20 protein-coding genes are annotated in these 24,424 nt (G+C 67.7%); 6 read left to right on the top strand and 14 right to left on the bottom strand.

The window, feature by feature from the left end:
* Positions 1 to 29 precede the first annotated feature (29 nt).
* Complete coding sequence (locus IEW22_RS01685; protein ID WP_188584861.1) at positions 30 to 3,041, top strand: bifunctional [glutamine synthetase] adenylyltransferase/[glutamine synthetase]-adenylyl-L-tyrosine phosphorylase; 3,012 nt, start codon at positions 30 to 32, stop codon at positions 3,039 to 3,041.
* Positions 3,038 to 4,012 (top strand): endonuclease/exonuclease/phosphatase family protein, encoded by a 975-nt coding sequence (locus IEW22_RS01690; protein WP_188584862.1) that lies wholly within the window; start codon positions 3,038 to 3,040, stop codon positions 4,010 to 4,012. The genes IEW22_RS01685 and IEW22_RS01690 overlap by 4 nt, the downstream gene beginning before the upstream one ends.
* A 95-nt stretch (positions 4,013 to 4,107) precedes the next feature.
* Here IEW22_RS01690 and IEW22_RS01695 read toward each other — a convergent pair whose 3' ends face one another.
* The 5 genes from IEW22_RS01695 to IEW22_RS01715 form a co-directional block, all read right to left on the bottom strand.
* Positions 4,108 to 5,106, bottom strand: coding sequence for a glycine betaine ABC transporter substrate-binding protein (locus tag IEW22_RS01695; protein WP_373284117.1), 999 nt, complete (start codon positions 5,104 to 5,106; stop codon positions 4,108 to 4,110).
* Between the two features lie 17 nt (positions 5,107 to 5,123).
* Entirely contained in the window at positions 5,124 to 5,915 is a 792-nt protein-coding gene (locus IEW22_RS01700) for an ABC transporter permease (protein WP_188584864.1), read from the bottom strand.
* Positions 5,912 to 7,309 (bottom strand): ABC transporter ATP-binding protein, encoded by a 1,398-nt coding sequence (locus tag IEW22_RS01705; RefSeq protein ID WP_188584865.1) that lies wholly within the window; start codon positions 7,307 to 7,309, stop codon positions 5,912 to 5,914. Before IEW22_RS01705 ends, IEW22_RS01700 begins: the two co-directional genes overlap by 4 nt.
* The gene (locus IEW22_RS01710; protein WP_188585013.1) at positions 7,306 to 7,953 is read right to left on the bottom strand and encodes an ABC transporter permease; all 648 of its coding nucleotides are present in this window, start codon (positions 7,951 to 7,953) and stop codon (positions 7,306 to 7,308) included. The genes IEW22_RS01705 and IEW22_RS01710 overlap by 4 nt, the downstream gene beginning before the upstream one ends.
* Before the next feature lie 362 nt (positions 7,954 to 8,315).
* Positions 8,316 to 8,891, bottom strand: coding sequence for a MarR family winged helix-turn-helix transcriptional regulator (locus IEW22_RS01715; RefSeq protein ID WP_188584866.1), 576 nt, complete (start codon positions 8,889 to 8,891; stop codon positions 8,316 to 8,318).
* Between the two features lie 93 nt (positions 8,892 to 8,984).
* Between IEW22_RS01715 and IEW22_RS01720 the strand changes: the two genes are divergently transcribed.
* Positions 8,985 to 9,383, top strand: a complete 399-nt coding sequence (locus IEW22_RS01720) for a VOC family protein (protein WP_188584867.1) — start codon at positions 8,985 to 8,987, stop codon at positions 9,381 to 9,383.
* Between the two features lie 146 nt (positions 9,384 to 9,529).
* Here IEW22_RS01720 and glnA read toward each other — a convergent pair whose 3' ends face one another.
* On the bottom strand, positions 9,530 to 10,963 hold the full coding sequence (gene glnA / locus IEW22_RS01725; protein WP_188584868.1) for a type I glutamate--ammonia ligase: 1,434 nt from the start codon (positions 10,961 to 10,963) through the stop codon (positions 9,530 to 9,532).
* Between the two features lie 261 nt (positions 10,964 to 11,224).
* Here glnA and IEW22_RS01730 point away from each other — a divergent pair, with 261 nt between their 5' ends.
* The gene (locus tag IEW22_RS01730) at positions 11,225 to 11,716 is read left to right on the top strand and encodes an RDD family protein (protein WP_188584869.1); all 492 of its coding nucleotides are present in this window, start codon (positions 11,225 to 11,227) and stop codon (positions 11,714 to 11,716) included.
* Positions 11,717 to 11,989: 273 nt separating this feature from the next.
* Here the strand turns inward: IEW22_RS01730 and IEW22_RS01735 are convergent, their stop codons facing one another.
* The 6 genes from IEW22_RS01735 to IEW22_RS01760 form a co-directional block, all read right to left on the bottom strand.
* Positions 11,990 to 12,733 carry a DUF4191 domain-containing protein gene (locus IEW22_RS01735; RefSeq protein ID WP_188584870.1) on the bottom strand — a complete coding sequence of 248 codons (744 nt, stop codon included), beginning with the start codon at positions 12,731 to 12,733 and terminating at the stop codon, positions 11,990 to 11,992.
* A 101-nt stretch (positions 12,734 to 12,834) separates the two neighbouring features.
* Positions 12,835 to 13,821 (bottom strand): lipoyl synthase, encoded by a 987-nt coding sequence (gene lipA / locus IEW22_RS01740; protein ID WP_188585014.1) that lies wholly within the window; start codon positions 13,819 to 13,821, stop codon positions 12,835 to 12,837.
* 92 nt (positions 13,822 to 13,913) lie between these two features.
* A complete protein-coding gene (gene lipB / locus IEW22_RS01745) occupies positions 13,914 to 14,654 on the bottom strand; it encodes a lipoyl(octanoyl) transferase LipB (protein ID WP_373284121.1) in 741 nt (246 codons plus the stop codon).
* A gap of 61 nt (positions 14,655 to 14,715) precedes the next feature.
* Positions 14,716 to 15,594: a TIGR01777 family oxidoreductase gene (locus IEW22_RS01750; RefSeq protein WP_188584872.1), complete on the bottom strand. Its 879-nt coding sequence runs from the start codon at positions 15,592 to 15,594 to the stop codon at positions 14,716 to 14,718.
* Between the two features lie 59 nt (positions 15,595 to 15,653).
* Positions 15,654 to 17,405 (bottom strand): 2-oxoglutarate dehydrogenase, E2 component, dihydrolipoamide succinyltransferase, encoded by a 1,752-nt coding sequence (gene sucB / locus IEW22_RS01755; protein ID WP_188584873.1) that lies wholly within the window; start codon positions 17,403 to 17,405, stop codon positions 15,654 to 15,656.
* Between the two features lie 223 nt (positions 17,406 to 17,628).
* A complete protein-coding gene (locus IEW22_RS01760; RefSeq protein ID WP_188584874.1) occupies positions 17,629 to 19,167 on the bottom strand; it encodes a leucyl aminopeptidase in 1,539 nt (512 codons plus the stop codon).
* A 151-nt stretch (positions 19,168 to 19,318) separates the two neighbouring features.
* Between IEW22_RS01760 and gcvT the strand changes: the two genes are divergently transcribed.
* Positions 19,319 to 20,434, top strand: coding sequence for a glycine cleavage system aminomethyltransferase GcvT (gene gcvT / locus IEW22_RS01765; protein WP_188584875.1), 1,116 nt, complete (start codon positions 19,319 to 19,321; stop codon positions 20,432 to 20,434).
* Positions 20,435 to 20,534: 100 nt separating this feature from the next.
* On the top strand, positions 20,535 to 21,638 hold the full coding sequence (locus IEW22_RS01770) for a branched-chain amino acid aminotransferase (RefSeq protein ID WP_188584876.1): 1,104 nt from the start codon (positions 20,535 to 20,537) through the stop codon (positions 21,636 to 21,638).
* A gap of 82 nt (positions 21,639 to 21,720) precedes the next feature.
* Here IEW22_RS01770 and IEW22_RS01775 read toward each other — a convergent pair whose 3' ends face one another.
* Both IEW22_RS01775 and cobT read right to left on the bottom strand, forming a co-directional pair.
* Positions 21,721 to 22,485 (bottom strand): adenosylcobinamide-GDP ribazoletransferase, encoded by a 765-nt coding sequence (locus IEW22_RS01775; RefSeq protein WP_229742085.1) that lies wholly within the window; start codon positions 22,483 to 22,485, stop codon positions 21,721 to 21,723.
* Positions 22,486 to 22,505: 20 nt separating this feature from the next.
* On the bottom strand, positions 22,506 to 24,413 hold the full coding sequence (gene cobT, locus IEW22_RS01780) for a nicotinate-nucleotide--dimethylbenzimidazole phosphoribosyltransferase (RefSeq protein ID WP_188584877.1): 1,908 nt from the start codon (positions 24,411 to 24,413) through the stop codon (positions 22,506 to 22,508).
* Between the last annotated feature and the right edge of the window lie 11 nt (positions 24,414 to 24,424).

Raw genomic sequence — 24,424 nt, forward strand, 5'->3', positions numbered from 1 at the left:
GCCGCGGGGCGTCACGATAAGTTCTCCCTGTGACACCGCCTCCCTCCCGCGCACGAATTCCCGGCCCCGGCCGCCTGGGGTTGCTCGACGCGTCGGCGTCGGAGAACCTCGATGCCCTCGGGTGGAACGACGAGAGGTCCACAGATCTGCTGTGGGCGCTCTCGCGTGCCCCGAGCCCTGATCTGACCCTGCGCACGCTCACCCGTCTGCACGATGAACTCGACGACGAGTGGACCGATGTCGACCGCCTGCTGCGTGACCGAGAATCGTTTCGCGGCAGGCTGTTCGGTGTCACCGGGGCCTCCGAGGCGTTGGGCGACCACCTCGCCGCCGAACCGCAGGACTGGCATCTGCTCTACCGGGACGAGCTGCCGACCGCCGAACAGATGCGCACGACGCTGCTCGATGCGGTGGGTGCGGTCGCCGAACCCGGCGAGGTGGAGAAGGGCAACCTGCTCTACCGCGCGGCCATTAGCGGTCCCAAGGCTGTGGTCGCACTGCGCAACGCCTACCGCTCGATCCTGCTGCAGATCGCCGCACACGATCTGGCGCCGGTGGTCGAGGACGAACCCGTGGTGTATTTCCCTGAGGTCGGGGCGCTGCTGGCCGACCTCGCCGACGCCGCGCTGACCGCGGCGCTGGCGGTGGCGATCCGCGAGGTGTTCGGCGACGGCGAGATGACCGTGCGCCTCGGTGTCATCGCGATGGGCAAGAGCGGCGCGCGCGAGTTGAACTACGTCTCCGACGTCGACGTGATCTTCGTCAGCGAGCCGGCCGACGGGACCAGTGCACGGCTGGCCGGGGAGATGATGCGGGTCGGGTCGCTGGCATTCTTCGAGGTCGACGCCGCGCTGCGCCCGGAGGGCAAGGCAGGGGCGCTGACCCGCACGCTGAACTCGCATGTGGCCTACTACGAGCGGTGGGCCAAGACCTGGGAGTTCCAGGCGCTGCTCAAGGCACGGCCGATGACCGGTGACATGGAGCTCGCACGTGCCTACGTCGACGCGCTGAGCCCCATGGTGTGGACGGCCTCCGAGCGTGAGGATTTCGTCACCGAGGTGCAGGGCATGCGTGAGCGTGTCGAACAGTCGGTGCCCGAGGAACTGCGGGCCCGCGAACTCAAACTCGGCCGCGGCAGCATCCGCGATGTCGAATTCGCGGTGCAACTGCTGCAGCTGGTCCACGGCCGGGTGGACGAGTCGCTGCGCGTGCGGTCGACCGTGGGTGCGCTCAAAGCCCTCACCGAGGGCGGCTACGTCGGTCGCGACGACGGGGCGAACCTCACCGCGTCGTATGAGTTCCTGCGTCTGCTCGAACACCGACTGCAGCTGCAGAAACTCAAACGGACACATCTGCTCCCGCCGTTCGACGACTACGAGGCGATGCGCTGGCTGGCCCGCTCCGCGCATATCCGTCAGCGTGCCGACATGGACGCCACCGACGTCTTGCGCACCGAGATCCGCCACCAGGCCCAGCGGGTGCGGCGACTGCACGAGAAGCTGTTCTACCGCCCGCTGCTCGAGGCCGTGACGCACTTCGACACCGACGAACTCCAACTCAGCGACGAGGCGGCGATCAAGCGGCTGTATGCGCTGGGGTACGCCCAGCCCGACCACGCACTCGGACACCTGCGTGCACTGGTCGCCGAGGGGGGACGTCGTGGTGCCATCCAGGAGATGCTGCTGCCGACGCTGCTCGAATGGATCTCGCGCACACCCGATCCCGACGCCGGATTGCTCAACTACCGTCGGCTGTCGGAGGCGCTGGAGAACCAGGAATGGTTCCTGCGGCTGCTGCGAGATGAAGGTGCGGTGGCCGAGCGGCTCATGCGCGTGCTGGGCACCTCGCCGTATGTGGCCGACCTGCTGACGCGCTCGCCCGAGGTGATCCGGCTCTACCAGGACGGCGCCCGCGGCCCGCGGCTGCTCGAAATCGACACCGACGACGTGGCGCATGGGATCGTCGCCTCGGCGATGCGCCAGTCCGACCCCGACCGCGCGATCGCGGTCGCACGGTCGTTGCGTCGCGCCGAGCTCGCGCGGATCGCCTCGGCCGACATCCTCGGGATGCTCGACGTGCCACAGGTGGTCGCGGCGTTGTCCTCGGTGTGGTCGGCGGTGCTCAATGCCGCACTCGAGGTGGTGGTCCGGTCGATGACCGCGGGAGGCACCGAACCGGCCCCGGCGCGCATCGCGGTCATCGGGATGGGACGCCTGGGGGGCAATGAGCTCGGTTACGGTTCCGATGCCGACGTGCTGTTCGTGTGTCAGCCCAATCCCGACGTGGACGAACCCAAAGCCGTCCGGTGGGCGAACATGGTCGCCGACCGGGTGCGCTCGGTGCTCGGCAAGCCGACCGCCGATCCGCCGCTGGAGGTCGACACCGGATTGCGCCCGGAAGGGCGCAACGGTCCGGTGGTGCGCACGCTCGCCGCCTACCGGGCCTACTACCACCAGTGGGCACAGCCCTGGGAGGTCCAGGCACTGCTGCGTGCGCATCAGGTGGCCGGTGACGACCAGCTCGGCATCGACTTCCTGCACATGATCGATGACATCCGCTATCCGCAGGGCGGAGTGTCGCGCGACGCGGTTCGCGAGATCCGCCGCATCAAGGCCCGAGTCGACTCCGAACGCCTTCCGCGCGGCGCGGATCCGGCGACACACACCAAACTGGGGCGCGGCGGCCTCGCCGACATCGAATGGACCGTGCAGCTGATCCAGCTGCGCTTCGCCCACCGGTTGCCGTCGCTGCACAACACCTCCACGCTGGAGACGCTCGACGCGATCGGGTCGGCCGAATTGCTCAGCGAGACCGACGTGGGACTACTCAAAGACGCGTGGATCACCGCGACGAAGGCGCGGAATGCGTTGGTGCTGGTGCGCGGCAAGCCCGTCGACCAGTTGCCCGGTCTCGGTCATCAGCTGCGCTCGGTCGCATATGCGGCCGGATGGCCAGACGGGCAGGCCTCGGAGTTCCTCGAGCACTACCTGCGCGTGACGCGTCGTGCGAAAGCCGTGGTGGTCAAGATCTTCGGCGCGTGAGGCGCTGGCCGTCGCCACCGCGCGGGGGATTGACCGCAGTGCTGTGGTTCCTCGTGGTGGCTCTCGGCTGGGCGATGCTGGCCGTCACGGCCGTGGCCGTGTGGCTGCACTGGTATCCCTCGCATGGCCAGAATGCCGTGGCGGCAACGAGTTTCGTGCCGTGGGCGATCATCGCCGCGGTACTGGGCGTCGTGGCCCTCTCGCTCACGCGACGATGGATCACGTTGGGCCTCACGGTGATCGCCGCGGTGGCGCTGGTGTGGACGCAAATCCCGCTCTGGCATGCCGACGCGGCCGCGCACGGCCGGCGGCTGGTGGTGGTGCAGTCCAACATCCGGCTCGGACAGGGTGACGTGACGACGCTGGTGAAGCGGGTGCGCGACGAGAACGCCGACCTGCTGACCGTCGAGGAACTCACCCCGCAAGCGTTGTCGCGCCTGCACGCCGCGGGGATCTCGGCCGAGTTGGGCTACGAGTACACCGCGGCCGACAGCGGTGGTCGCGGAGCCGGAGTGTTCAGCCGCACCGCGCTTCGCGACGGCGTGCTGCTCGACGGTCACACGCTCAACAACGTGCGCGCGGTGACCGCGGTCCCCGGAGTCGGTGATGTGACGATCTACGCCGTCCACCTGCTCGCACCGTGGCCGGATCCGCCGAGCAGGTGGACCGGCGAGCTCGCGGCGATGCGTGCGGACTGGATGTCTCGCTCCGGGCCCGTGCTCGCCTCCGGCGACTACAACTCGACCTACGACCACAAACAGTTCCGCGACCTGCTCACCGGCGGATTCGCCGACGCGGCTGTGCAATCGGGCAGTGGCTTCCTGCCGACCTTTCCGCGTGACCGCGTCTATCCGCCGTTGATCGGCATCGACCATGTGGTCTCACGCGGCTTTGTCGCCGACTCGGTGCGCAGCTTCGACGTCCCGGGCTCCGATCACCGCGGAATCGTGGTCACGCTGCGCGCGTCGTGACCCGTCGCTGATCCACGCGCACACCTGCTCCGGTCGTCACCACTGTCCTCAGTTGTCGTGCCCAGTCGTCTGTTGTGCCCAGTCGTCTGTTGTTCTCAGTCGTCACCCTTGGTGACGAAACCCTTCGAGACCATCCAGTCGCGCGCCACGTCGGCCGGCTCGCGGCCGTCGACGTCGACCTGGCGGTTGAGCTCGGTGATCGCCTGGATGGTCAGTGCATCCGAGACCGGCTTGGTGATCTTGGCGATCGACGGGTACTTCTTGGCGATCGAGGTGCGCATCACCACGGCGGCGTTGTAGTTCGGGAAGAACTTCTTGTCGTCCTCGAGCAGCGCGAGGTTGAGTGCCTTGATGCGTCCGTCGGTGGTGAACACCTCGCCGAAGTTGCAGTTTCCGTTGGCGATCGCCTGATAGATGATGCCGGACTGCAAGATCTTGATCGGGACCGAGCCGGCGTCGAAACCGTAAGCCTGCGCCATGCCGGGGAAACCGTCACGGCGACTTCGGAACTCGGTCTCCAGGCAGGTGGCCGCCGCACCCGGGTCGCGTCGTACGAGATCGGCGTACTGCGACAGCGTGCGGATCCCGGTTCTCGTCAGCGTCGCCTGGTTGGTGGCCAGCGCGTAGGTGTTGTTCAGCGGAGCGGGATTGACCCAGGTGAGTCCGTGGTGCTCGCGGTCCTCGGCGGCGACCGCCGCGAACTGCTCGGCGGGGTCGGTGATCGGCTTCTCGTGTTTGAGATAGGTGATCCACGCAGTGCCGGTGTACTCGTAGGTGATGTCGACCTGACCGGACTCCATTGCCGCACGCACACTCTGCGAACCGGAGATGTTGGTCAGATCGCGCACATCGGCACCCGCCGCCGACAGTGCGAACTCGAGGATGTAGCCGAGGATGATCTGCTCGGTGAAGTCCTTGCTGCCCACGGTGATCTTGGCACCCTTGAGATCGTCCTGCGGTGTGATGCTGCCGGAACCGACAGCCAGCGGCACGGCGCTTCCCGATTGCAGACCGCAGGCGGCGACGATGCTCACGAGTGCGGCGATCACCGCCAGCACCGCCACGCGTGGTGTCGAACCGATGCGTCGTGTCACACCACCGGTGCCCCGGATCATCGCAGGCCCTTCGGTCCGAGGAAGCGTTCGGCCAGCGCGCCGACCCAGTCGACCACCAGCGCCAGGCACACCGATAGACCGGCGCCCAGATACAGGGTGACGTTGTCGCGCAGCTTGTATCCGGTGTCGATGAGGATGCCGAGTCCGCCGGCATCGACGAGGAAGGCCAGGGTGGCGGTGCCGACGGCCAGCACCAGCGAGGTACGCAGGCCGGCGAGGATATAGGGCACGGCCAACGGCAGTTCGATGCGGAACAATATCTCCCTGGCCGACATCCCCTGTCCGCGTGCAGCATCGATGAGTGTGGGGTCCACCGAGTCGATGCCCAGCATGGTGTTGCGCAACACGGGCAGCAGCGAGTAGAAGGCGATCGGCAACACGCCGATCCAGAAGCCGGTTTGTGAGGTCCAGAGGAAGAACAGCACCAGCAGACCGATCGCCGGTGCGGCCTGACCGATGTTGCCGATCCCGATGAAGATCGGTTTGAGGGGTCGGAATCGCCTGCGGGTCAGCAGAACTCCCAGCGGAACCGACACCGCCACCACAATCGCGGTGATCGCGATGGTCAGCAGCAGGTGTTCGCCGATCAGCTGGCTCACGTAGGAGGCGTTGACGGTGGCCTTCTGCGTCGCGGTGAGATCCTGACTGAACACCCAGGAGAACAGCGCGACGGCGATCACGATGACGATGACCGGGGTCAGCAGGATGTCGAGCTGACCCGCGAGCCGATTGACCGACCCGCCACCGGTGGTGGATTTCGCCTTGGCGTCGGCGACTGTGGTGGTCATCGGTGCGCCTGCTCGGGGTCGTCGGCAGCCGCCGAGCCGTCGCTGTCGGTCTCGTCGGCGCTGCGAGCCCGCTCCGCCTTCGCGGCTTCAGCGGCCTTCTCGATGGGATCGCGGACGTCGGGGACGCCGGGCCCGGGTGCGGGGGAGGAGTCGTCGTCGGACTCGTCGTGATCGTGGGCGTGTTCCTCGTGCAGTGTGCGCACCGTGCTGATGAGCGTGTCGATGGTCACCACACCCTCGTAGCGGCCACGAACACCGGTGACGATCGCAGAGGCACTCGAATCGGCGAGGATCGCCTCGAGGGCATCCTGCAGCGTGGAACGCAGGCTCACCAACTCGCCGACGGGCTCACCCACGTCGCGGAGCGATCGCGCGTCGCGCAGATCGCGCTGTCGCACCCAGCGCACAGGCCGATCGCGCGAGTCGAGGATGATGCCCCAGTCGCGCACCTGATCGCGCAGATAGTCCACCGGATCGTCCTCACGCGCCGTGGGTCGCCGTTCGATCTCCACGTCGCGCACGCGCAGCAGGGTCAGCTGCTGAAGGGAGGCGTCGGAGCCGACGAACTTCGCGACGGTGTCGTTGGCCGGTGCGGCCAGGATGGCCTCGGGGGTGTCGTACTGCAGCACCTTGGACTGGTAGCCGAGAACGGCGATGCGGTCACCGAGCTTCACCGCCTCGGAGAAGTCGTGGGTGACGAACACGATGGTCTTGTGCAACTCGTCCTGCAGTCGCAGCAGCTCGTCTTGGAGAAGTCCGCGGGTGATCGGGTCGACGGCGCCGAAGGGCTCGTCCATCAGCAGGATCGGGGGATCGGCAGCCAACGCCCGCGCGACACCCACGCGCTGCTGCTGCCCGCCGGAGAGCTGGCGGGGGTAGCGGTCGCGGAACTCGGCGGGGTCGAGCCCCACCAGGTCGAGCATCTCCTCGACGCGGTCCTTGATGCGCGACTTCTTCCACTTCAGCAGTCGGGGCACGGTGCCCACGTTCTGCGCGACCGTCAGATGCGGGAAGAGCCCGGCGGACTGGATGGAATAGCCGATGTTGCGGCGCAATTCGTTGGCGTTGAGGTCCTTGTTGTCGCGACCGGCGATGGTGATGCGCCCGGAGGTGGGCTCGATCAGCCGGTTGATCATCCGCATCGTGGTGGTCTTGCCGCAGCCGGACGGGCCCACGAAGATCACGGTCTCGCCCGCGGGAATGGTCAGGTTGACGTCGTCGACGGCGGGCCGCCCGGCGCCCGGGTACTCCTTGGTGACGTGGTCGAGGACGATCTCGACACCGGTGTGTTCGGCGTTCGACCCGGTGGCGTTCGACCCGGTGGCCTTCGTGTCCTCGGTCCGGTGGTCGCCGCTGGTCGGAGTATCGGCTGTCTTCGGATCGCTGGTGGTCATCGAATGCCCTTCGGAGTGGTGAGCTTGCCGATGGCAAGCAGGATGCCGTCGAGGATCAGCGCGAGGATCACGATGAGGACGGTTCCGGTGAGGGCCTGCGGCACCGCTGTCGGACTGCCGACGCGGGCGAGACCGGAGAAGATGAGGTTGCCCAGTCCGGGACCCTTCGCGTATGCGGCGATGGCGAGGATGCCCATCGCCATCTGCGCCGACACCCGGATGCCGGACAGGATGGACGGCCAGGCCAGGGGGAGTTCGATCCGGCCGAGGATGCGCAGCCGGTTCATACCGATACCCCGGGCGGCGTCGGTGACCGCGGGGTCGACCGACGACAGGCCGATGATGGTGTTGCGGATGATCGGCAGCAGCGAATACAGCACGAGCGCGATGACCGACGGCGCGACACCGAGTCCGACGATGGGGATCAGCACGCCGAGGAGCGCGAATGACGGAACCGTCAGGATGACACTCGACAGCGCGGTGGCCGCCGCGGATCCGATGGGGCTGCGATAGACCAGAATGCCCACCACGACACCGATCACCGAGGCGACGACGAGGCACTGCACCACGGCACTGACATGCAGGTAGGAGTCGGTGAGCAATTGCTCTCGCCGAGTGGTGATGAAATCCCAGATCGCGTTCAGTGCGAACTCCCTTGTCCTCGTCAGCCGGGTGCGGTCGGTACGCGGGCGTGCCGACCTGTGCGCAGGGGACTGGAGTCGCCGTGTGGCTACAGCGACCGGTACGCGCCCCGGCCTGAGTGGATTTCGTCCGCTCACCACCGTAATCGTGCAGCGCATCGACAAGAAATGCAGGATCGAGAATTTCGCGGGTTTGCACGCGTGGATATGTCCGGAGAGCTGCGTCACGCTGCGGGTTCATGTCCTGTGCTCACAGGTGAAGGGCAGCAAAAATTCTTTCCATAGGAAAGCAAAATCTGATCTGACGGCCGCGCGGAACCGGCTGCTGAGTCATCCCACCGACAGGCGAGCATCACGCAGAGTGGTCATTCCGCGGCGTGCGATTCTTCCGTGTTGATCGGCTTTTCCTCTGTGATCGATCCTTCCGCGGCGATCGATCTCTCCGCGGCGATCGATCTCTCCGCGGCGATCGACCTCTCCTCGGCCGGGAGGTACAGGTCGAGATCGCGCATCATCTCGGTCAGTAGCTGGCGGAGTGTCTCCTGTTGCGACTCGGAGAGCCCCGCGTCATATCTCTGGCTGTCTCGCGTGACCTGCTGAACCCGTCTGAGCAGATCCGCTCCCGCTGCGGTGATGCGGCATTCCAGGATCCGTCCGTGTTCTGGATGCGGTGAACGGGTCAGGAGGCCTCGTTCGACCAGGCCGGCGACCGCGGTTGACATCGACTGCGGTGTGACCCCGGACCGGGCACTGAGCTGCGCCCCCGACAGTGCCTCGGGATGGGCGACGTCGAGCTGAGCCAGGGCGGAGAGCTGCGACTGCGTCAGCCCGAACTCGCGGAGATCCTCGTCGAGGCGTTTGGACAGTGCGGTGCTGACGCGGCGGAGCAGGTAGGGCACACGGCGGCCGAAATCCTCGGCCACGCGGTCGTTGTCGTCCACACCCTGATAGTAATGTCAGGCACCTGAGACTAATATCAGGTGCCTGACATATTGATGTCGGACTCCGCACTCTCGTCAACGATCGGATGCCCCATGAAACTTGCTTCGATACGCCTGATCACCAGTCGCCTCGACGAATTGGTCGAGTTCTATGAACGGGTCACCGGTGGGACCTTCGACCGTCCCAATCCGGTGTTCGCCGAGCTGGTGACGGCCGGCGGGACCCTCGCTCTCGGTGGTGATGCGACACTGCCGTTGTTCCCCGGTACCGGATTGACCGCCGGATCGAACGCCAGCGCGATCATCGAGTTCCAGGTCGACGATGTCGACGCCGAACGTGCGCGGCTCGGCGATCGAGTCCGGGTTCTGCAGGAGCCCGTCACTCTTCCCTGGGGCAACCGGGCGATGATGCTCGCCGACCCCGATGGCAACCGGGTCAATCTCTACGCGCCTGATACCGAGGAGGCCAAGGCCCGGTTCGCCGACCGCTGACGGGTGCGCGAACGCCGGGGCGGTCACGACCCCCGGGACAGACGAATCGGCCCGCCCGGGATCGAGGTGATCGCCGAGCGGGCCGATGCGAAAGCGCGAGCTGCGGGCCGACTTGCCAGAATTACCAGGTCAGCGGACCGAGCGGGTCAGCAATCGTAGTAGAGCGCGAACTCGTAGGGGTGCGGACGGATCTGCACCGGCAGGATCTCGTTCTCGCGCTTGAGCGCGATCCAGGTCTCGATGAGGTCCTCGGTGAACACTCCACCGGCGGTGAGGTATTCGTGATCCTCTTCGAGCTTGTCGATGACCGCCGACAGCGAGGTCGGAGCCTGCGGGATGTCCTTGGCCTCCTCGGGGGGAAGCTCGTAGAGATCCTTGTCGACCGGCTCGTGCGGCTCGATCTTGTTCTTGATGCCGTCGAGGCCGGCCATCATCATCGCGGCGAACGCCAGGTACGGGTTACCCGAGGAGTCCGGGCAACGGAACTCGATGCGCTTGGCCTTCGGGTTGTTGCCGGTGATCGGGATACGCACACAGGCGCTGCGGTTGCGCTGGCTGTAGACCAGGTTGATCGGGGCCTCGTAGCCGGGCACCAGGCGCTTGTAGGAGTTCACGGTCGGGTTGGTGAACGCCAGCAGCGACGGCGCATGGTGCAGGATGCCGCCGATGTAGTGACGAGCCAGATCCGACAGACCCGCGTAACCGGCCTCGTCGTGGAACAGCGGCTTGCCGTCCTTCCACAGCGACTGGTGGGCGTGCATACCCGAGCCGTTGTCGCCGAACAGCGGCTTCGGCATGAAGGTGACCGACTTGCCCTGAGCCCACGCGGTGTTCTTGATGATGTACTTGAACAGCAGCACATCGTCGGCTGCGTGCAGCAGGGTGTTGAACTTGTAGTTGATCTCGGCCTGGCCGCCGGTACCCACCTCGTGGTGACCGCGCTCGAGCTCGAAGCCGGCGTTGATCAGGTTGGTCGACATCTCGTCGCGCAGGTCCACGTAGTGGTCATACGGCGCGACGGGGAAGTAGCCGCCCTTGGGGCGGACCTTGTAACCGAGGTTCGGCGACCCGTCGGGATCGACCGGCGAACCGGCGTTCCACCAACCCGACTCCGACTCGATCTCGTAGAAGGTGCCGTTCATCTCCGAGCCGTAGGCGACGCCGTCGAAGATGTAGAACTCGGCCTCGGCGCCGAAGAAGCAGGTGTCGGCGATGCCGGTGGAGGCCAGGTAGTCCTCGGCCTTACGGGCAACGTTGCGCGGGTCGCGGCTGTAGGCCTCGCGGGTGAACGGGTCGTGGACGAAGAAGCTGACGTTCATCGTCTTGGCCTTGCGGAACGGGTCGATCTGCGCGGTTGCCGGGTCGGGCAGCAGCATCATGTCCGACTCGTTGATGGACTGGAAGCCACGGACGGACGAACCGTCGAAGGCCAGACCGTCCTCGAAGACGCTCTCGTCGAATGCGTCTGCGGGGATCGAAAAGTGCTGCATCACACCGGGCAGGTCGCAGAAGCGGATGTCGACGTATTCGACACCCTCCTTCTTGATGCCCTCGAGCAGTTCTTCCTTTGAGCTGTACACCGTGCTCCTTCGCTGTCGTTTCAGCCGGCCGGAGTTAAAGGACTCCGACAAGCATCATTGCAGTGCCGTGACCACACGGCAGACACTGCCACCCGCCTGTCGCCGACGATGTCGTCAGACCAACGGGATTCCACGCAGACGCTATGGATTCCACGTTGCGCGCGAGTCAAACCGATGTTTCGCCTGTGTAACGCAACTGGGAAAACGTGGTGGCCGAACGGCGCGTTCCGACGTCGCGGAGGCGGTCCCTATAGTGGGTGCATGGCACGAATCACGGGGTCCTGGCTGTCTGGACCGCAGGCTGGGCTCGACAACGGGCAGGCCGAGGGTGCCTATCGCGGTGAGGCCCTGGGCCTTCCGGCATCGGGGCCCGGTTCGCTGGCCACCTCGTGGCGACGAACCGGCGGCCTGCTCGCCGACTGGTTGATGGCCGGTTGCATCTCGTTGGGGTTCGTCGGTTTCAACTCCCAGCACCTCTCGAGCGTGGTGCTCATGGTGTGGTTCGTCGTCGGGGTGGTGACGGTGTCGCTGTTCTCCTTCACCCCAGGACAGTTCCTGCTCGGTATGCGCGTCGCGCGCGTCGACATGAACGGTGCGGGTGTGGTGCGCGGCGGCCTGATCTCAGTGGGTCTGTGGCGTGCGGTGGTTCGCCAGATCTTGATCGTTTTCTGCGTTCCCGCGCTGGTCACCGACGCCGACGGTCGCGGGATGCACGACCGCGCCACCGGAACAGCACTGGTGCTCACACGCTGATCTGCGCGCTCATCTTCGGATCTCCGCGCCGCACGACGCTGCGTCGTCGCGCACGCCGGTCAGTCCCGGTGCGAGTGTCCGCTGTGGGAGCGGTGACCCGGAGAAGTCACCCAATGTCAGTACCCCCAGTAACTCAGTACCCACAGCCACTTGTGTCCGGGTCAACTACGCTCTCGTGACTACGCCCCGGTGAACAACAGTTCACCGGGGCGTAGTCACGAGATGGGGTCTGGCAGGAACGAGCCCTCGACCCGCCGAGGGACGCGCGGTGGGTCAGCGACGGCGAACGGTACGCGCGACACCGCGCATCTTGGCGCCCTGGGGGACCGGACCCTTGGGCATGCCCGGTCCGGGCTGACGGCCGGCGAGCGCCGAGAGGCGGGCATCGACCGCGTCGACACGCTTGCCGTTGATGTTGTTGGGCAGCTTGTTGAGGTGGCGTTCGAGCTTGCTGAGCGGAACCTGGCCCTCCTCGTTGCCGACGATCACCTCGTAGATCGGGGTGTCACCGACCACCCGTGCGGTGCGCTTCTTCTCCTGCGCGAGCAGACCCTTGAGACGGGTCGGCGAACCTTCGCCGACCAGGATCACACCGGGCTTGCCCACCACGCGGTGCACGGCGTCGAGGTGGGTGGTGCCGACAACGGCCTGCTTGACGCGCCAGCCGCCGCGCATGTTGTCCAGAGCCCAGCCGGCCGCGCCGGGCTGGCCGTCGGCCTTGGCGTACACGCTGCGCTGCACACGGCGGCCGAAGATGATGAATGCGGCCAGGATGCCGAGAACCACACCGATGGGGATGAGGAATGCGGCGACGTCGAAGACGATGCCGAGAACGGTGAACACGGCCACGATCACCACGAAGGCGCCGATCATCAACGGCAGGAGAAGTTTGTCCTCCCGGCGCTGCATCTGGAACGCCTGCCACAGTTGGGTGCGGCGCTCCTTGGAGGCGCGTTTGCGCTCGGCCTTGGCCGCCGCCTTGGCCTCTTTGGTCGCGTTCGTCTGAGCCTTCGCCATGGGTGTCAGGATACTGACCCGCCCGGAGCGCGCCGCGTGCGGCCACACTGAGCGGGTGCGGCTGTCGCTCACCGGGCCCGAGCGGGCGCGGTGTCAGGAGTTCAGCGCCGCGCAGCGAGACGATCGATCACCGAGGTGGCCTCCTGTGCGGTGGACCCCTCGTCGGCGAGGTGGCGCATGGCCGCGGGCAGCTCACGGCCGTGATGGGCCATCGCCTGCGCGTAAAGGCGGCCGGCACGATACGAGGACCGCACCAGCGGGCCCGCCATCACACCGGCCATCCCGACCTCGCGGGCGAAGTCGGAGTGCTCGACGAACTCCTCGGGCTTCACCCATCGCTCCACGGGATGGTGACGCGGCGACGGGCGCAGATATTGGGTGATGGTGAGGATGTCGCAACCGGCGTCGTGCAGGTCGACGATCGCCTCGCGCACCTCCTCGGGTGTCTCGCCCATCCCGAGGATCAGATTGGACTTGGTGACCAGTCCGAACGCGCGCGCCTGCGTGACGACGTCGAGAGAACGGTCGTAGCGGAATGCGGGGCGGATGCGCTTGAAGATGCGGGGCACCGTCTCGAGGTTGTGTGCGAGCACCTCGGGCCGGGCGTCGAAGACCTCGGCGAGCAGATCCGGTGTGGCGTGGAAGTCGGGGATGAGGTTCTCCACACCGGTGCCCGGGTTGAGTCGGTGGATCGCGCGGACCGTCTCGGCGTACAGCCAGGCACCCTCGTCGGGCAGATCATCACGAGCGACACCGGTAATCGTGGAGTACCGCAGCCCCATCGCCTGCACGCTCTCGGCCACCCGCCGTGGCTCGTCGCGGTCGAGGGCGGCGGGCTTGCCGGTGTCGATCTGGCAGAAGTCGCAGCGGCGGGTGCATTGTTCGCCGCCGATGAGGAAGGTGGCCTCGCGGTCTTCCCAGCATTCGTAGATGTTGGGGCATCCGGCCTCTTCGCACACCGTGTGCAGGCCCTCGCGTTTGACCAGACCCTTGAGGTCACGGAATTCCGGCCCCATCGTGGCCCGGGTGCGGATCCACTCGGGTTTGCGCTCGATGGGCGTCTCGGCGTTGCGGATCTCCAACCGCAGTAGTTTGCGACCTCCCGGCTCCGGGGTCTGTCCGGTGCCAGCGGAATCGGTGCGGGTCGAATCGGTGCGGGGGGAAGAGGAAGGCTGCACGGTCACTGTTCCGATCCTAGGCGCGGTTGCGGTCCGTCGAGTGCGGCGACGATCGCGGCGGCAGCCGCGTCGATCACGTCGGGGATCGTGATGGCGCGGCCCGATTCGATGGTCAGGGAGGTGACACCCGCATCCGGGATGCCGCACGGCACGATCGCCTCGAAGTCGCGGAGGTCGGCATCGCAGTTGAGTGCGATGCCGTGCAATGCGACGCCGCGGGCGACGCGGATACCGATCGCGGCGATCTTGCGCTGCGGCCGGCCCGGTGACAGCGGATCGGGCGCGTCGGCGTCCACCCACACGCCGGATCGTCCCTCGACGCGCAGCGTCGGCACACCGAAGCCGCGGCACACGCCCATCAGCGCCTCCTCGAGTCGGCGCACGTAGTCGACCACGTCGAGTGGTTCGGTGAGCGCGACGATGGGGTAGGCGACGAGCTGGCCGGGACCGTGCCAGGTGATCTTCCCGCCGCGGTCGACGTCGATCACCTCCACATCACAGCTGCCGGTCGGGCGGTCGGAGTCCTCGGTGCGTCGGCCCGCGGTGAACACCGCCGGATGCTCGAGCAGCAGCAGCACGTCGTGGTCGAGGGTGCCGTCAGCGCGTTCACCGGCGAGACGGTGCTGGAGGTCGAAGGCTTCCCGGTATCCGACCCGACCCAGTCGGCGTACCTCGATCGGCGCAGTCGAGCGTCGGGCGCCGTGACGGCGCGATCGCCTCGGACCGGACGTGTCCGCAGCGATTCGGGTGTCCGCAGGGGTCCGGGTGCCTGTGGTGATTCTGGTGTCGACCGCGGAGGGGGAGTCAGGCATTGGCGTACTCACAGGCCGAATCGATGGTCGGATGGGTGAACTCGAAGGCGTGGTCGGCCAGTACCTTCGGCACCGCACGCTGACCGGCCAGAAGCATCTCGTCAGCCAGCTCGCCACCGGCGAGATGCAGCACCGCCGAGGGAACCCAGAACAGGGCTGGCCGATGTACCGAGGCCGCGAATGCTCGGGTGAACTCGGCGTTCGTGACCTGCTGGGGTCCGCAGGCGTTGACCGGACCCTCGATCTCGGTGCGCAGCAGGAACTCGATGATGCGCACCTCGTCGGTGAGGGTGATCCAGGGGAAGTACTGGTGACCGTCGCCCAGCCGGGCGCCGAGGCCGAGAGAGAACAGCGGACGCAGCCGCGACATCAGACCCCCGGAACGGGAGAACACCGGGGCGGTGCGCACCAGCGCGACCCGCGCCGAGGGTGTGGCGCGCGCGGTCTGCTCCCATTCGCGGGTCAGGTCGGCGAGGAAACCGCTGCCCGCGGAGGCGGATTCGTCGACCTCGCGATCTGCGGTGTCGCCGTAGAAGCCGGTCGCGCTGCCGTTGACGAGCACCGGCACCCCGCAGCGGGCGACCGCCTCCGACAGCACCGACGTCGGCACGATCCGGCTGTCGCGCAACTGCTGCTTGTACTGCCCCGACCAGCGCCGACCCGCGATCGACGCCCCGCACAGATTCACGACCGCATCGGCACCCTGCAGCGCCTCATCGGGCACCCCCGACGACTCCGGCCACCACTGGACCTCGTCGGGCGCGGAGGTGGTGCGGCGCACGAGCCGCACCACCTCATCGCCCGACCCGCGGAGCGAGTCGGCCAGTGCGGTGCCTATGAGGCCCGACGCCCCGGCCAGGACGACCCTCATCGGGCGTCCTGCCGGTGGGCGTCGGACGTCAGCGCCGGCATCGGTGCGACGGGCACTGCTTACAGCCCCAGATCCGCCTCGAACGCGGCCTCTTCGAGGCGGTGCTTGATCGTGGTCAGGAAGCGACCGGCGTCAGCACCGTCGATGAGCCGGTGATCGTAGGTCAGCGGCAGGAACGACATCGACCGCACGGCGATCGATTCAGAACCGAACTCGTCGGTCAGCACGGCCGGGCGACGCACGATCGCACCGGTTCCCAGCATCGCCGCCTGCGGCGGCACCAGGATCGGGGTGTCGAACAACGCGCCCTGGCTGCCGATGTTGGTGATGGTGAACGTCCCACCCGACAGCTCGTCGGGCTTGAGGTCGTTCGACCGCGCCCGCGAGGCAAGGTCGTTGATGGCACGGGCCAGACCCGCCAGCGACAGGTCGTCGGCGTTGTGGATCACCGGCGAGAGCAGACCCTGCTCGGTGTCGACAGCGATACCGAGGTTCACCGTGCCGTAGTAGGTGATCTCCTTGGCATCCTCGTCGAGGCTGGCGTTGACGTTCGGGTGCAGCTTGAGTGCCTCGACGACCGCCTTGGCGATGAACGGGAGGAAGGTGAGATTGACCCCCTCGGAGGCCTGGAACGACGCCTTGGCGGTCTTGCGGAGATTCGCCACGCGAGTCATGTCGACCTCGAACACCTGGGTCAGCTGTGCGGTGGTCTGCAGCGACTCGCGAGTCTTCTTCGCGGTGAGCAGACGGATCCGGCTCGCCTTCTGCGTCGTGCCCCGCAGCTTGGCCAGCTCGGGTCGGACACCCTTGGGCGCACTCGGTGCCGGTGTCGACGACGAGGCAGCAGCGGGCTCCGGAGCACTCGTGGGGGCGGGAGCCTTGGCGGCCTCAGCAGCGGCGAGCACATCCTGCTTGCGGATACGTCCGCCGACACCGGTGCCCTTCACGCTCGACAGGTCGACGTTGTTGTCGGCGGCGAGCTTGCGCACCAGAGGTGTGACGTACGGAGTCGACTCGAGGGTCGGCGGGTTGTCCGCCGGCTCGGTGGCCGCCGGTGCCGGCTCGCTCTTGGGTGCCGGTTCCGGTGCCGAGGGAGCGGGCGTGGGCTCCGCCTTCGCCGGCTCGGGGGTGGGCTCCGGTTCCGGTTCGGGCTCGGGTTCCGGCTCGGGACTCGGCGCCGAGGGTGCGGGCGCCGGTGCGGAATCGGGCGAACCGATGACGGCGAGCTTGCCGCCCACGGCGACCACGTCGTCTTCGTTCGCGACGATCTCGAGCAGTGTGCCCGCGACCGGGGAGGGGATCTCGGTGTCGACCTTGTCGGTGGAGACCTCGAGCAGCGGCTCGTCCTCGGCGACGGTGTCGCCGACCGACTTCAGCCAGTTGGTGACCGTGCCCTCGGTGACCGACTCGCCGAGTTCGGGCATCACCACGTCGGTGCCCGACCCGCTGCCGGAAGTAGCTGCGGCGACGGGCTTTTCGGCCGGTTCCTCGACCTCGGTGGAGGGCGTCTCGGCGGGTTCCTCGGCGGCGGGCGCCTCGTCGGCCGGAGCGGGCGTGGACTCGGCGCTCTCGCCGGCATCACCGATCAGTGCGAGTTCGCCACCGATCTCCACCACGTCGTCTTCCTGAGCCACGATCTTCGTCAGCACTCCGGCGGCGGGGGAAGGGATCTCGGTGTCGACCTTGTCGGTGGAGACCTCGAGTAATGGCTCGTCTTCTTCGACCGTGTCGCCCTCTTGTTTGAGCCACCGGGTGACTGTTCCCTCGGTGACGCTTTCACCGAGAGCGGGCATTTGGACGGAGAAGGCCATGTCTGTCGACTCCTCGACTCGAAGATCCGTTGTAAGGTCATCGCCCCGAGCGCCCGTTGTTCGGGCGAGCGGCGCGTCGTGCGTGGTGGCGCGCCGATGGTGCAACGCGCCGGTGTGCGGGTGTCGGTGAATCGGCGGTTGACCCACCGAAATGAACCCTACTCGCACCCGACGTCAACCACGTGGCGCGGTCGAATTGTTCCGCGAGAGGGCTGCGCGGCGCTCAGGAACCGGCCACATCCGCAGCGATCGACTCGATCACCCCGAACATCGTGCGCACCGGCACACCGGTACCACCCTTGGGTGTGTAGCCCCACGTGCCGCCGGTGTTGAAGGCCGGTCCGGCGACATCGATGTGGGCCCACTGCACGCCCTCCCGATCGCCCTTGGCGGCCCCGGTGACGAACTCGCGCAGGAAGATTCCCGCCGCGAGCATGCCGCCGTTGCGGCTGTTGGTCACGTTCGCCAGATCGGCCACCCGAGAGTTCAGGTCGGCGCGCAGTTCCACCGGGAACGGCATCGCCCATCCGTTCTCGCCGACCTCCCTGGAGATCTCGGCCACGCGATCGCGGAAGTCGTCGGTGCCCATCACTCCGGGGGTGCGGGCCCCGAGCGCCACGAGCTGCGCGCCGGTCAGTGTCGCGGTGTCCATCAGGTACTGCGGATCGTCTTCGAGGGCACGCACGATCCCGTCGGCCAGGATCAGCCGACCCTCGGCGTCGGTGTTGAGCACCTCCACGGTGGTGCCGCCGTACTGGGTCAACACGTCACCGGGGCGTTGTGCGGTGTCCGACGGCATGTTCTCGGCCATCGGGACGGTGGCGATCACGTTCACGCCGACCCCCCGTCGAGCCGCGAGTACGACGGTGGCGATGACCGCAGCGGCGCCGCCCATGTCGGAGGTCATGTGATCCATGTTGGCGGCCGGTTTGATCGAGATACCGCCGGTGTCGAAGGTGATGCCCTTGCCGACCAGTGCCACGGTCGGCGCGTCACCGGAGACGCGGTGGGCCAGCCGCACCAGCCGCGGCGGGCGTGAACTGCCCTGTCCCACACCGATGATGCCGCCGTATCCGGCATCGGCCAGCTGCTGCTCGTCGAGTACCTCGACCTCCAGGCCGGCGGCGTCACCGAGCGCGGCTGCCCGATCGGCGAAGGATGCCGGGAACAGGTCGTTCGGCGGAGTGTTCACCAGATCGCGGGCGATGCCGACCGCGTCGGCGATGGCCAGCGACCGTTCGAGGATCTCGCCGGCCGCCGATGTCGTGTCGGCGGTCAGCAGCCGCATCACCTCCAGCGGTGGGGAGGACGGGAGCGACTTGGCGCTGTGGTAGAAGTCGAAGCGGTAGGCACCGAGTACCGACCCCTCCGCGGCCCCGGGCAGGCTCACCGCGCTCAACGTGCTCACCGCGGTGGTGACGCCTTCGAGCTCGCGCACCGCGATTCCCGCCGCCTGGCGGATCAGTTCCTCGGTGAGGTCCTCCTCGGCGCCGAGACCGACGGCGAGGATGTAGCCCACCGGGACCGACGGGGGTGCGGGGATCTTGGTGAGCTCGCCGTGTTTGCCGCTCGCGCCGAAAACGGCGAGCGACCCCAGGATCTGGCTGGCTGCCGCATCGTCGAAGAGTGTGCCCACCGAGACGATGTCGGGTTCGTCGTCACCGGTGGTGAGTCCGAGCACGAGCACGTCGTCGTTGTCACCGAAGCCGGTGGCGAGTTCGACCTTGGGCCTGCGGGACTCGGTGATGGATTCGATGCTCACGTCCGTTGAACTCCTTCGTCGCTGCGGATGCTCGTCAGTAGCCGGCACCCAATCCTAGAACTCCGCCCTCGAACGCCGCCCTCGGCGGAGGTGTCGGCGAACACCCACCGGCACCACCCTCGGCCGGTCGCTCACACGATAAGTTGACGCCATGACGGACGAGCTTCTCGACGGGCCCATCGCGGCCTACCACGCCACATCGGGCGCGACCTTCGCAGAATTCGGCGGCTGGAACATGCCGGTGTCCTACAGCGGGACGGTGGCCGAACACACCGCGGTCCGCGAGCATGTGGGCGTTTTCGACGTGAGTCACCTGGGCAAGGTCGACGTGACCGGTGCGGGCGCGGCCGACCTCATCAATGCGACGCTCACCAACGACCTGGGCAAGATCGCGCCGGGCAAGGCGCAATACACCCTGTGCTGCAACGACTCCGGTGGTGTGATCGACGATCTGATCGTCTATCTGGTCAGTGACACCGAGGTGTTCCTCGTACCCAACGCGGCCAACTCCGCCGCGGTGGCCGCGGCGCTGGCCGCAGTCGCCCCCGAGACGGTGACGATCACCGATCGTCACCGCGACTTCGCGATCTTCGCGGTGCAGGGACCGCAGAGCCCAGACGTGCTCGACGCCATGGGTCTGCCCCACGACATGGAGTACATGGCCTTCGCCGACACCGAGTTCGACGGCATCGCGGTACGGGTCTGCCGCACCGGCTATACCGGCGAACGGGGCTACGAGTTGGTGGTGCCGTGGAATGACGCCGAGCGGGTCTTCCTCGAGATCGACCGCCACAGCAGCGATCTCGGCGGTCTGCTCGCAGGTCTGGGCGCACGTGACACGCTGCGCACCGAGATGGGCTATCCGCTCCACGGCCATGAGCTCACACCGTCGATCAGCCCCGTGCAGGCGCGCGCGAGCTGGGCGGTGGGCTGGGACAAGCCGGCGTTCTTCGGGCGTGGGGCACTCATCGCCGAGAAGCAGGCCGGTCCGGCGCGACGCCTGTACGGTCTGCGCGCGGTGGGTCGCGGTGTCCCGCGCGCCGATTGTGTGGTGGTGGCCGCGACGGACGGCAACGCGCTCGGCGGGCAACAGGTGGGGTATTGCACCTCCGGAACGTTCTCGCCGACCCTGAAGGTGGGGATCGCGTTGGCCTTCATCGACACCGACGCGGGGGTGTCCAAGGGCGATCACGTGGTCGTCGACGTGCGCGGGCGAGGCCTCGAATGTGAGGTCGTGATCCCGCCGTTCGTCGAATCGCACACGTGAACCGGCGCCTCGGGGAGCGTCGGTCGCGAGGTCGGTCACAACTGGTGGGGCAGACGTGGTCGGATTCAAGCGGCTGATCAAGCGGGGTTAGAATCGGGCAATGGCCGTCGAATTCCAGCGCATCGAGCATCCGCAACCGATGTCGGAGTCGCAACGCGCCGAGATCCTGGAGAATCCCGGATTCGGTCGTTACTTCACCGACAACATGGTGTCGATCGACTATGACGTCGATCGTGGCTGGCATTCGGCTCAGGTACTGCCGTACGGACCGATCGCGCTGGATCCCTCGGCGATGGTGCTGCACTACGGGCAGGAGATCTTCGAGGGCCTCAAGGCCTACCGCCAGGCCGACGGCGCCATCTCGAGCTTCCGCCCGGAGGCCAACGCCGAACGCTTCCAATCCAGTGCCCATCGTCTCGCGATGCCCGAGCTGCCGATCGAGGTCTTCATCGACTCGCTCAAGGCGCTGCTCGACGCCGACAACGCGTGGGTGCCACCCGCGGGCGGTGAGGCCTCGCTGTATCTGCGTCCGTTCATGTTCGCCACGCAGGCAGGTCTGGGCGTCAACGCGCCGTCCAAGAAGTACCGCTACGTGCTCATCGCCTCCCCGGCGGGCGCCTACTTCAGTGGCGGAATCAAGCCGGTGAGCGTGTGGCTGTCCACCGAATACGTGCGCGCGGTGCCCGGCGGCACCGGCGCCGCCAAGTGCGGCGGCAACTACGCTGCATCCTTCCTCGCTCAGGCGCAGGCCACCGAGAAGGGCTGTGACCAGGTGGTCTGGCTCGATGCGGTGGAGCGTCGCTTCATCGAGGAGATGGGCGGCATGAACCTGTTCTTCGTGTTCGGCTCCGGTGCCGACGCGCGGCTGGTGACCCCTGAGCTCACCGGTTCCCTGCTGCCCGGCGTGACCCGCAACTCGCTGCTCCAGCTCTCGACCGACGCCGGTATCCCGGTGGAGGAGCGCCGCATCAGTGTGGAAGAGCTGCGCAAGGGCGTGGCGTCGGGCGACATCACCGAGGTGTTCGCCTGCGGCACGGCTGCGGTGATCACCCCGGTCGGCCACGTGAAGGGCGACACCGACGACTACACCATCGGCGACGGTCAGCCCGGCAAGATAACTCTCGCGCTGCGCGACACGCTGACCGGTATCCAGCGCGGCACCTTCGCCGACACGCACGGGTGGATGACCGAGCTGTACCGCTGAGCGCACCCCGTCCGATCACCGGCCTGCCCCGCATACTGCGGCGCAGGCCGGTGTCGTGTGCGGTCTGATCAGGTCGGATTGTCTACAGCAGCACCGCGATGAGGGTCAGCGCCAGCACGATCTCCACCAGTGCCCCGAGTACGTCGCCGTTGATGCCGCCGAAGCGTCGGGCGCAGTGTGCGGAGAACGCCCAGGCGACCACCGCGGCGACCACCGTGATGCTCACACCGCGCCACCACTGATCGGCGTCGACCGGTGCGCCCGCGATCGCGAGCACCAGCAACCACCACAGGATCGACCAGCGCTGGGTTCCGGCGACGAGTTCGCCGAACCGGGTCCCCGGCGCCGCCCGCAGCTGCCGACGGCAGGCGATCACCGGTGCGTACCGGCTGAGCAGAACCGCGAACCAGACCGCGTACCAGCGGTGCTCGTCGGCCAGGACACCGATGCCGACGGCGTCGATACCGAGCAGCACCACCACGGTCACGATCGCGAACGGCCCTGACGAGCCTGAGTGCATGACCTTGGTCGCGCGCTCGGGATCACCATAGCTGCCCAGTCCGTCTGCGGTGTCGGCGAGACCGTCGATGTGCATGCCGCGGGTGGCCAGTGCCAGCACACCCACCACGATGAGTCCGATCATCAGCCCGGGCAGCGCGGTCATCGACAACAGTGCGGCCGCCGCGGCCGCGAGCAGACCGAGAACCGCACCCACCACCGGTGCGCAGGCGATCACGCGGCGCCCGTCGTCGCCGGTGATGGGCTCGGCCGGCGATCCGACCGGCGCGACCGTCAGCCAGCTCATCGCCATGTGCACGCCGCGCGCGGCGTGGGAAAGGGCACTCACCGGGCCGGTGTGAGTCGGGGTCAGCGCGCTGCTGCGGCGGCGTCGCTGTGGGCGCCGGTGTCGGTGCCCTCGGTGTCGGTGCCCTCGGTGTCGGAGTCGCCGATCTCGCCAGGCCCGTCAGCGGTGGACACCCCCGCGTCGGCGAAGGTCGCCATCGACTCCAGCGTCGCGAGTGCCGACTGCACCACCGGCAACGCCGTGAGGGCGCCGGTGCCCTCGCCGAGCCGCATGTCCAGGCGCAGGACGGGAGTGAGGTCGAGCCAGCTGAGTGCGATCGGGTGCGCGGGCTCGTGCGACTCGTGTCCGGCGATCCACCACGAGCGTGCGCCCGGGGCCATCCGGTCGGCGACCAGTGCTGCAGCCGTCACCACCACGCCGTCGAGGATCACCGGGGTCCGGCGTACGGCGGCCTGCGCGAGGAATCCCGCCATGGCGGCGATGTCGGCGCCGGCGACGGTGGCCAGCAGTCGCGGCGGATCGAAGCGGTGATATTTCGCCCGCCACATGCCGTCGCGGATCGCCGCGGTCTTGCGCATCCAGCCCGCATCGTCGATACCGGTCCCGCGACCGACCACCACCACCGGCTCGGTGGAGGTGAGCGTGCCGATGATCACCGCGGCCGCGGTCGTGTTGCCGATACCCAGGTCGCCGGCGATGAGCAGGTCGGCGCCACGATCGACCTGCTCATCGGCGATCGCACGACCGGCGGCGATCGCCGCGGCCGCCTCCTGCTCGGTGAGTGAATCGGTGTTGCGCAGGTCCCCGCTCGACCGGCGCACCTTGAACCGCGAGATCGACGGGTCGGTGTCGGCGTCGATGGCGAGATCTTCCAGCCGCACCCGGGCACCGGCGCGCGCGGCCAGCACGTTGACCGCGGCACCGCCGGAGATGATGTTGGCGGCCATCTGCACGGTCACCTCGGGCGGATACGCCGAGACACCGTTCGCGGCGACACCGTGATCGCCGGCGAAGACCACCACCACCGGGTCGACGAACGGGTGGGCGCTCGCACGGTCCTGACAGCCCGCGGCCCACACGGCGATGTCTTCGAGGCGGCCCAGCGACCCAGCCGGCTTGGTGAGCGTGAGCTCACGGGCCTTCGCGGCCTCGATGCGCTCGTAGGAGGGCGGTGTGACGTCGGGGAAGTCGGCTGCCGACTCCAGGGTGAGATCACCGCGGACGGGGTCACCGGCGGCGGAGGTCTCGACGTCGGGGATCGCTGTCGCCGCGGCCGGTACCGGGGCGGTCAGGCCCGCGGTCACGATGTCCTCGGCGACGATCTCCTCGGCGGCGACGGTGTGTTCATCGTCGGTGGCCGCGGGGGTCACCGGATCGGCGGCGCGGAGCTTCTCGTCGGTGCTGGTGTCGGTGTCGGTGCCGGTGTCGGTGCCGGTGCCGGTGATGTCAGTCCCGGTGATGTCGAGGACCTTGCCCGCGACGACGAACAGCACGCGGTCACAGACCGCCGCCACCGCGCGGTTGACCGATCCCAGGTCGTCCTGGAACCTGCGTCCGGCAGCAGTGGGGGCGACCACCGTCAGCCCCACCTCCGGGCTCACGAGCACCACGTCGCCGTCGGCCGATGCGACCGCCTCGGTCAGTGCCGAGATCTTCTCCTGCAGGTCCACCGACTCGTCATCCCAGCCGCCGGCGGCGTCGAGCTGCCCGCTGACCCAGTTACCCAGGTCGTCGACCAGGGTCGCCGGTGCCGGGGTGGCCAGTACCTCGGGCAGGTCGATGCTCTCCACCGTCGTCCAGCCGGCGGGCCGACGGTCGCGATGGCGGGTCACGCGTTCGCGGAACTGTGGATCGAGGCCGGCCGTCTGCACGGCAGTGGCCACATATCGGACCGAATCGTGCTGGGAGACGAGCTGTTCGGCGATCTCCGACTTACCGGAGCGAATCCCGCCGAGTACGAGTGTGCGCATGGGTGTCAATT

Source organism: Gordonia jinhuaensis (assembly GCF_014639795.1).
Taxonomy (GTDB): Bacteria; Actinomycetota; Actinomycetes; order Mycobacteriales; family Mycobacteriaceae; genus Gordonia_B; species Gordonia_B jinhuaensis.

Coding starts and splice junctions, on each gene's coding strand:
- IEW22_RS01700 (WP_188584864.1), bottom strand. CDS start 5,915: ATGACCACCACAGTCGCCGACGCCAAGGCGAAATCCACCACCGGTGGC.
- IEW22_RS01705 (WP_188584865.1), bottom strand. CDS start 7,309: ATGACCACCAGCGATCCGAAGACAGCCGATACTCCGACCAGCGGCGAC.
- IEW22_RS01720 (WP_188584867.1), top strand. CDS start 8,985: ATGAAACTTGCTTCGATACGCCTGATCACCAGTCGCCTCGACGAATTG.
- IEW22_RS01730 (WP_188584869.1), top strand. CDS start 11,225: ATGGCACGAATCACGGGGTCCTGGCTGTCTGGACCGCAGGCTGGGCTC.
- IEW22_RS01735 (WP_188584870.1), bottom strand. CDS start 12,733: ATGGCGAAGGCTCAGACGAACGCGACCAAAGAGGCCAAGGCGGCGGCC.
- IEW22_RS01750 (WP_188584872.1), bottom strand. CDS start 15,594: ATGAGGGTCGTCCTGGCCGGGGCGTCGGGCCTCATAGGCACCGCACTG.
- sucB (WP_188584873.1), bottom strand. CDS start 17,405: ATGGCCTTCTCCGTCCAAATGCCCGCTCTCGGTGAAAGCGTCACCGAG.
- gcvT (WP_188584875.1), top strand. CDS start 19,319: ATGACGGACGAGCTTCTCGACGGGCCCATCGCGGCCTACCACGCCACA.
- IEW22_RS01770 (WP_188584876.1), top strand. CDS start 20,535: ATGGCCGTCGAATTCCAGCGCATCGAGCATCCGCAACCGATGTCGGAG.
- cobT (WP_188584877.1), bottom strand. CDS start 24,413: ATGCGCACACTCGTACTCGGCGGGATTCGCTCCGGTAAGTCGGAGATC.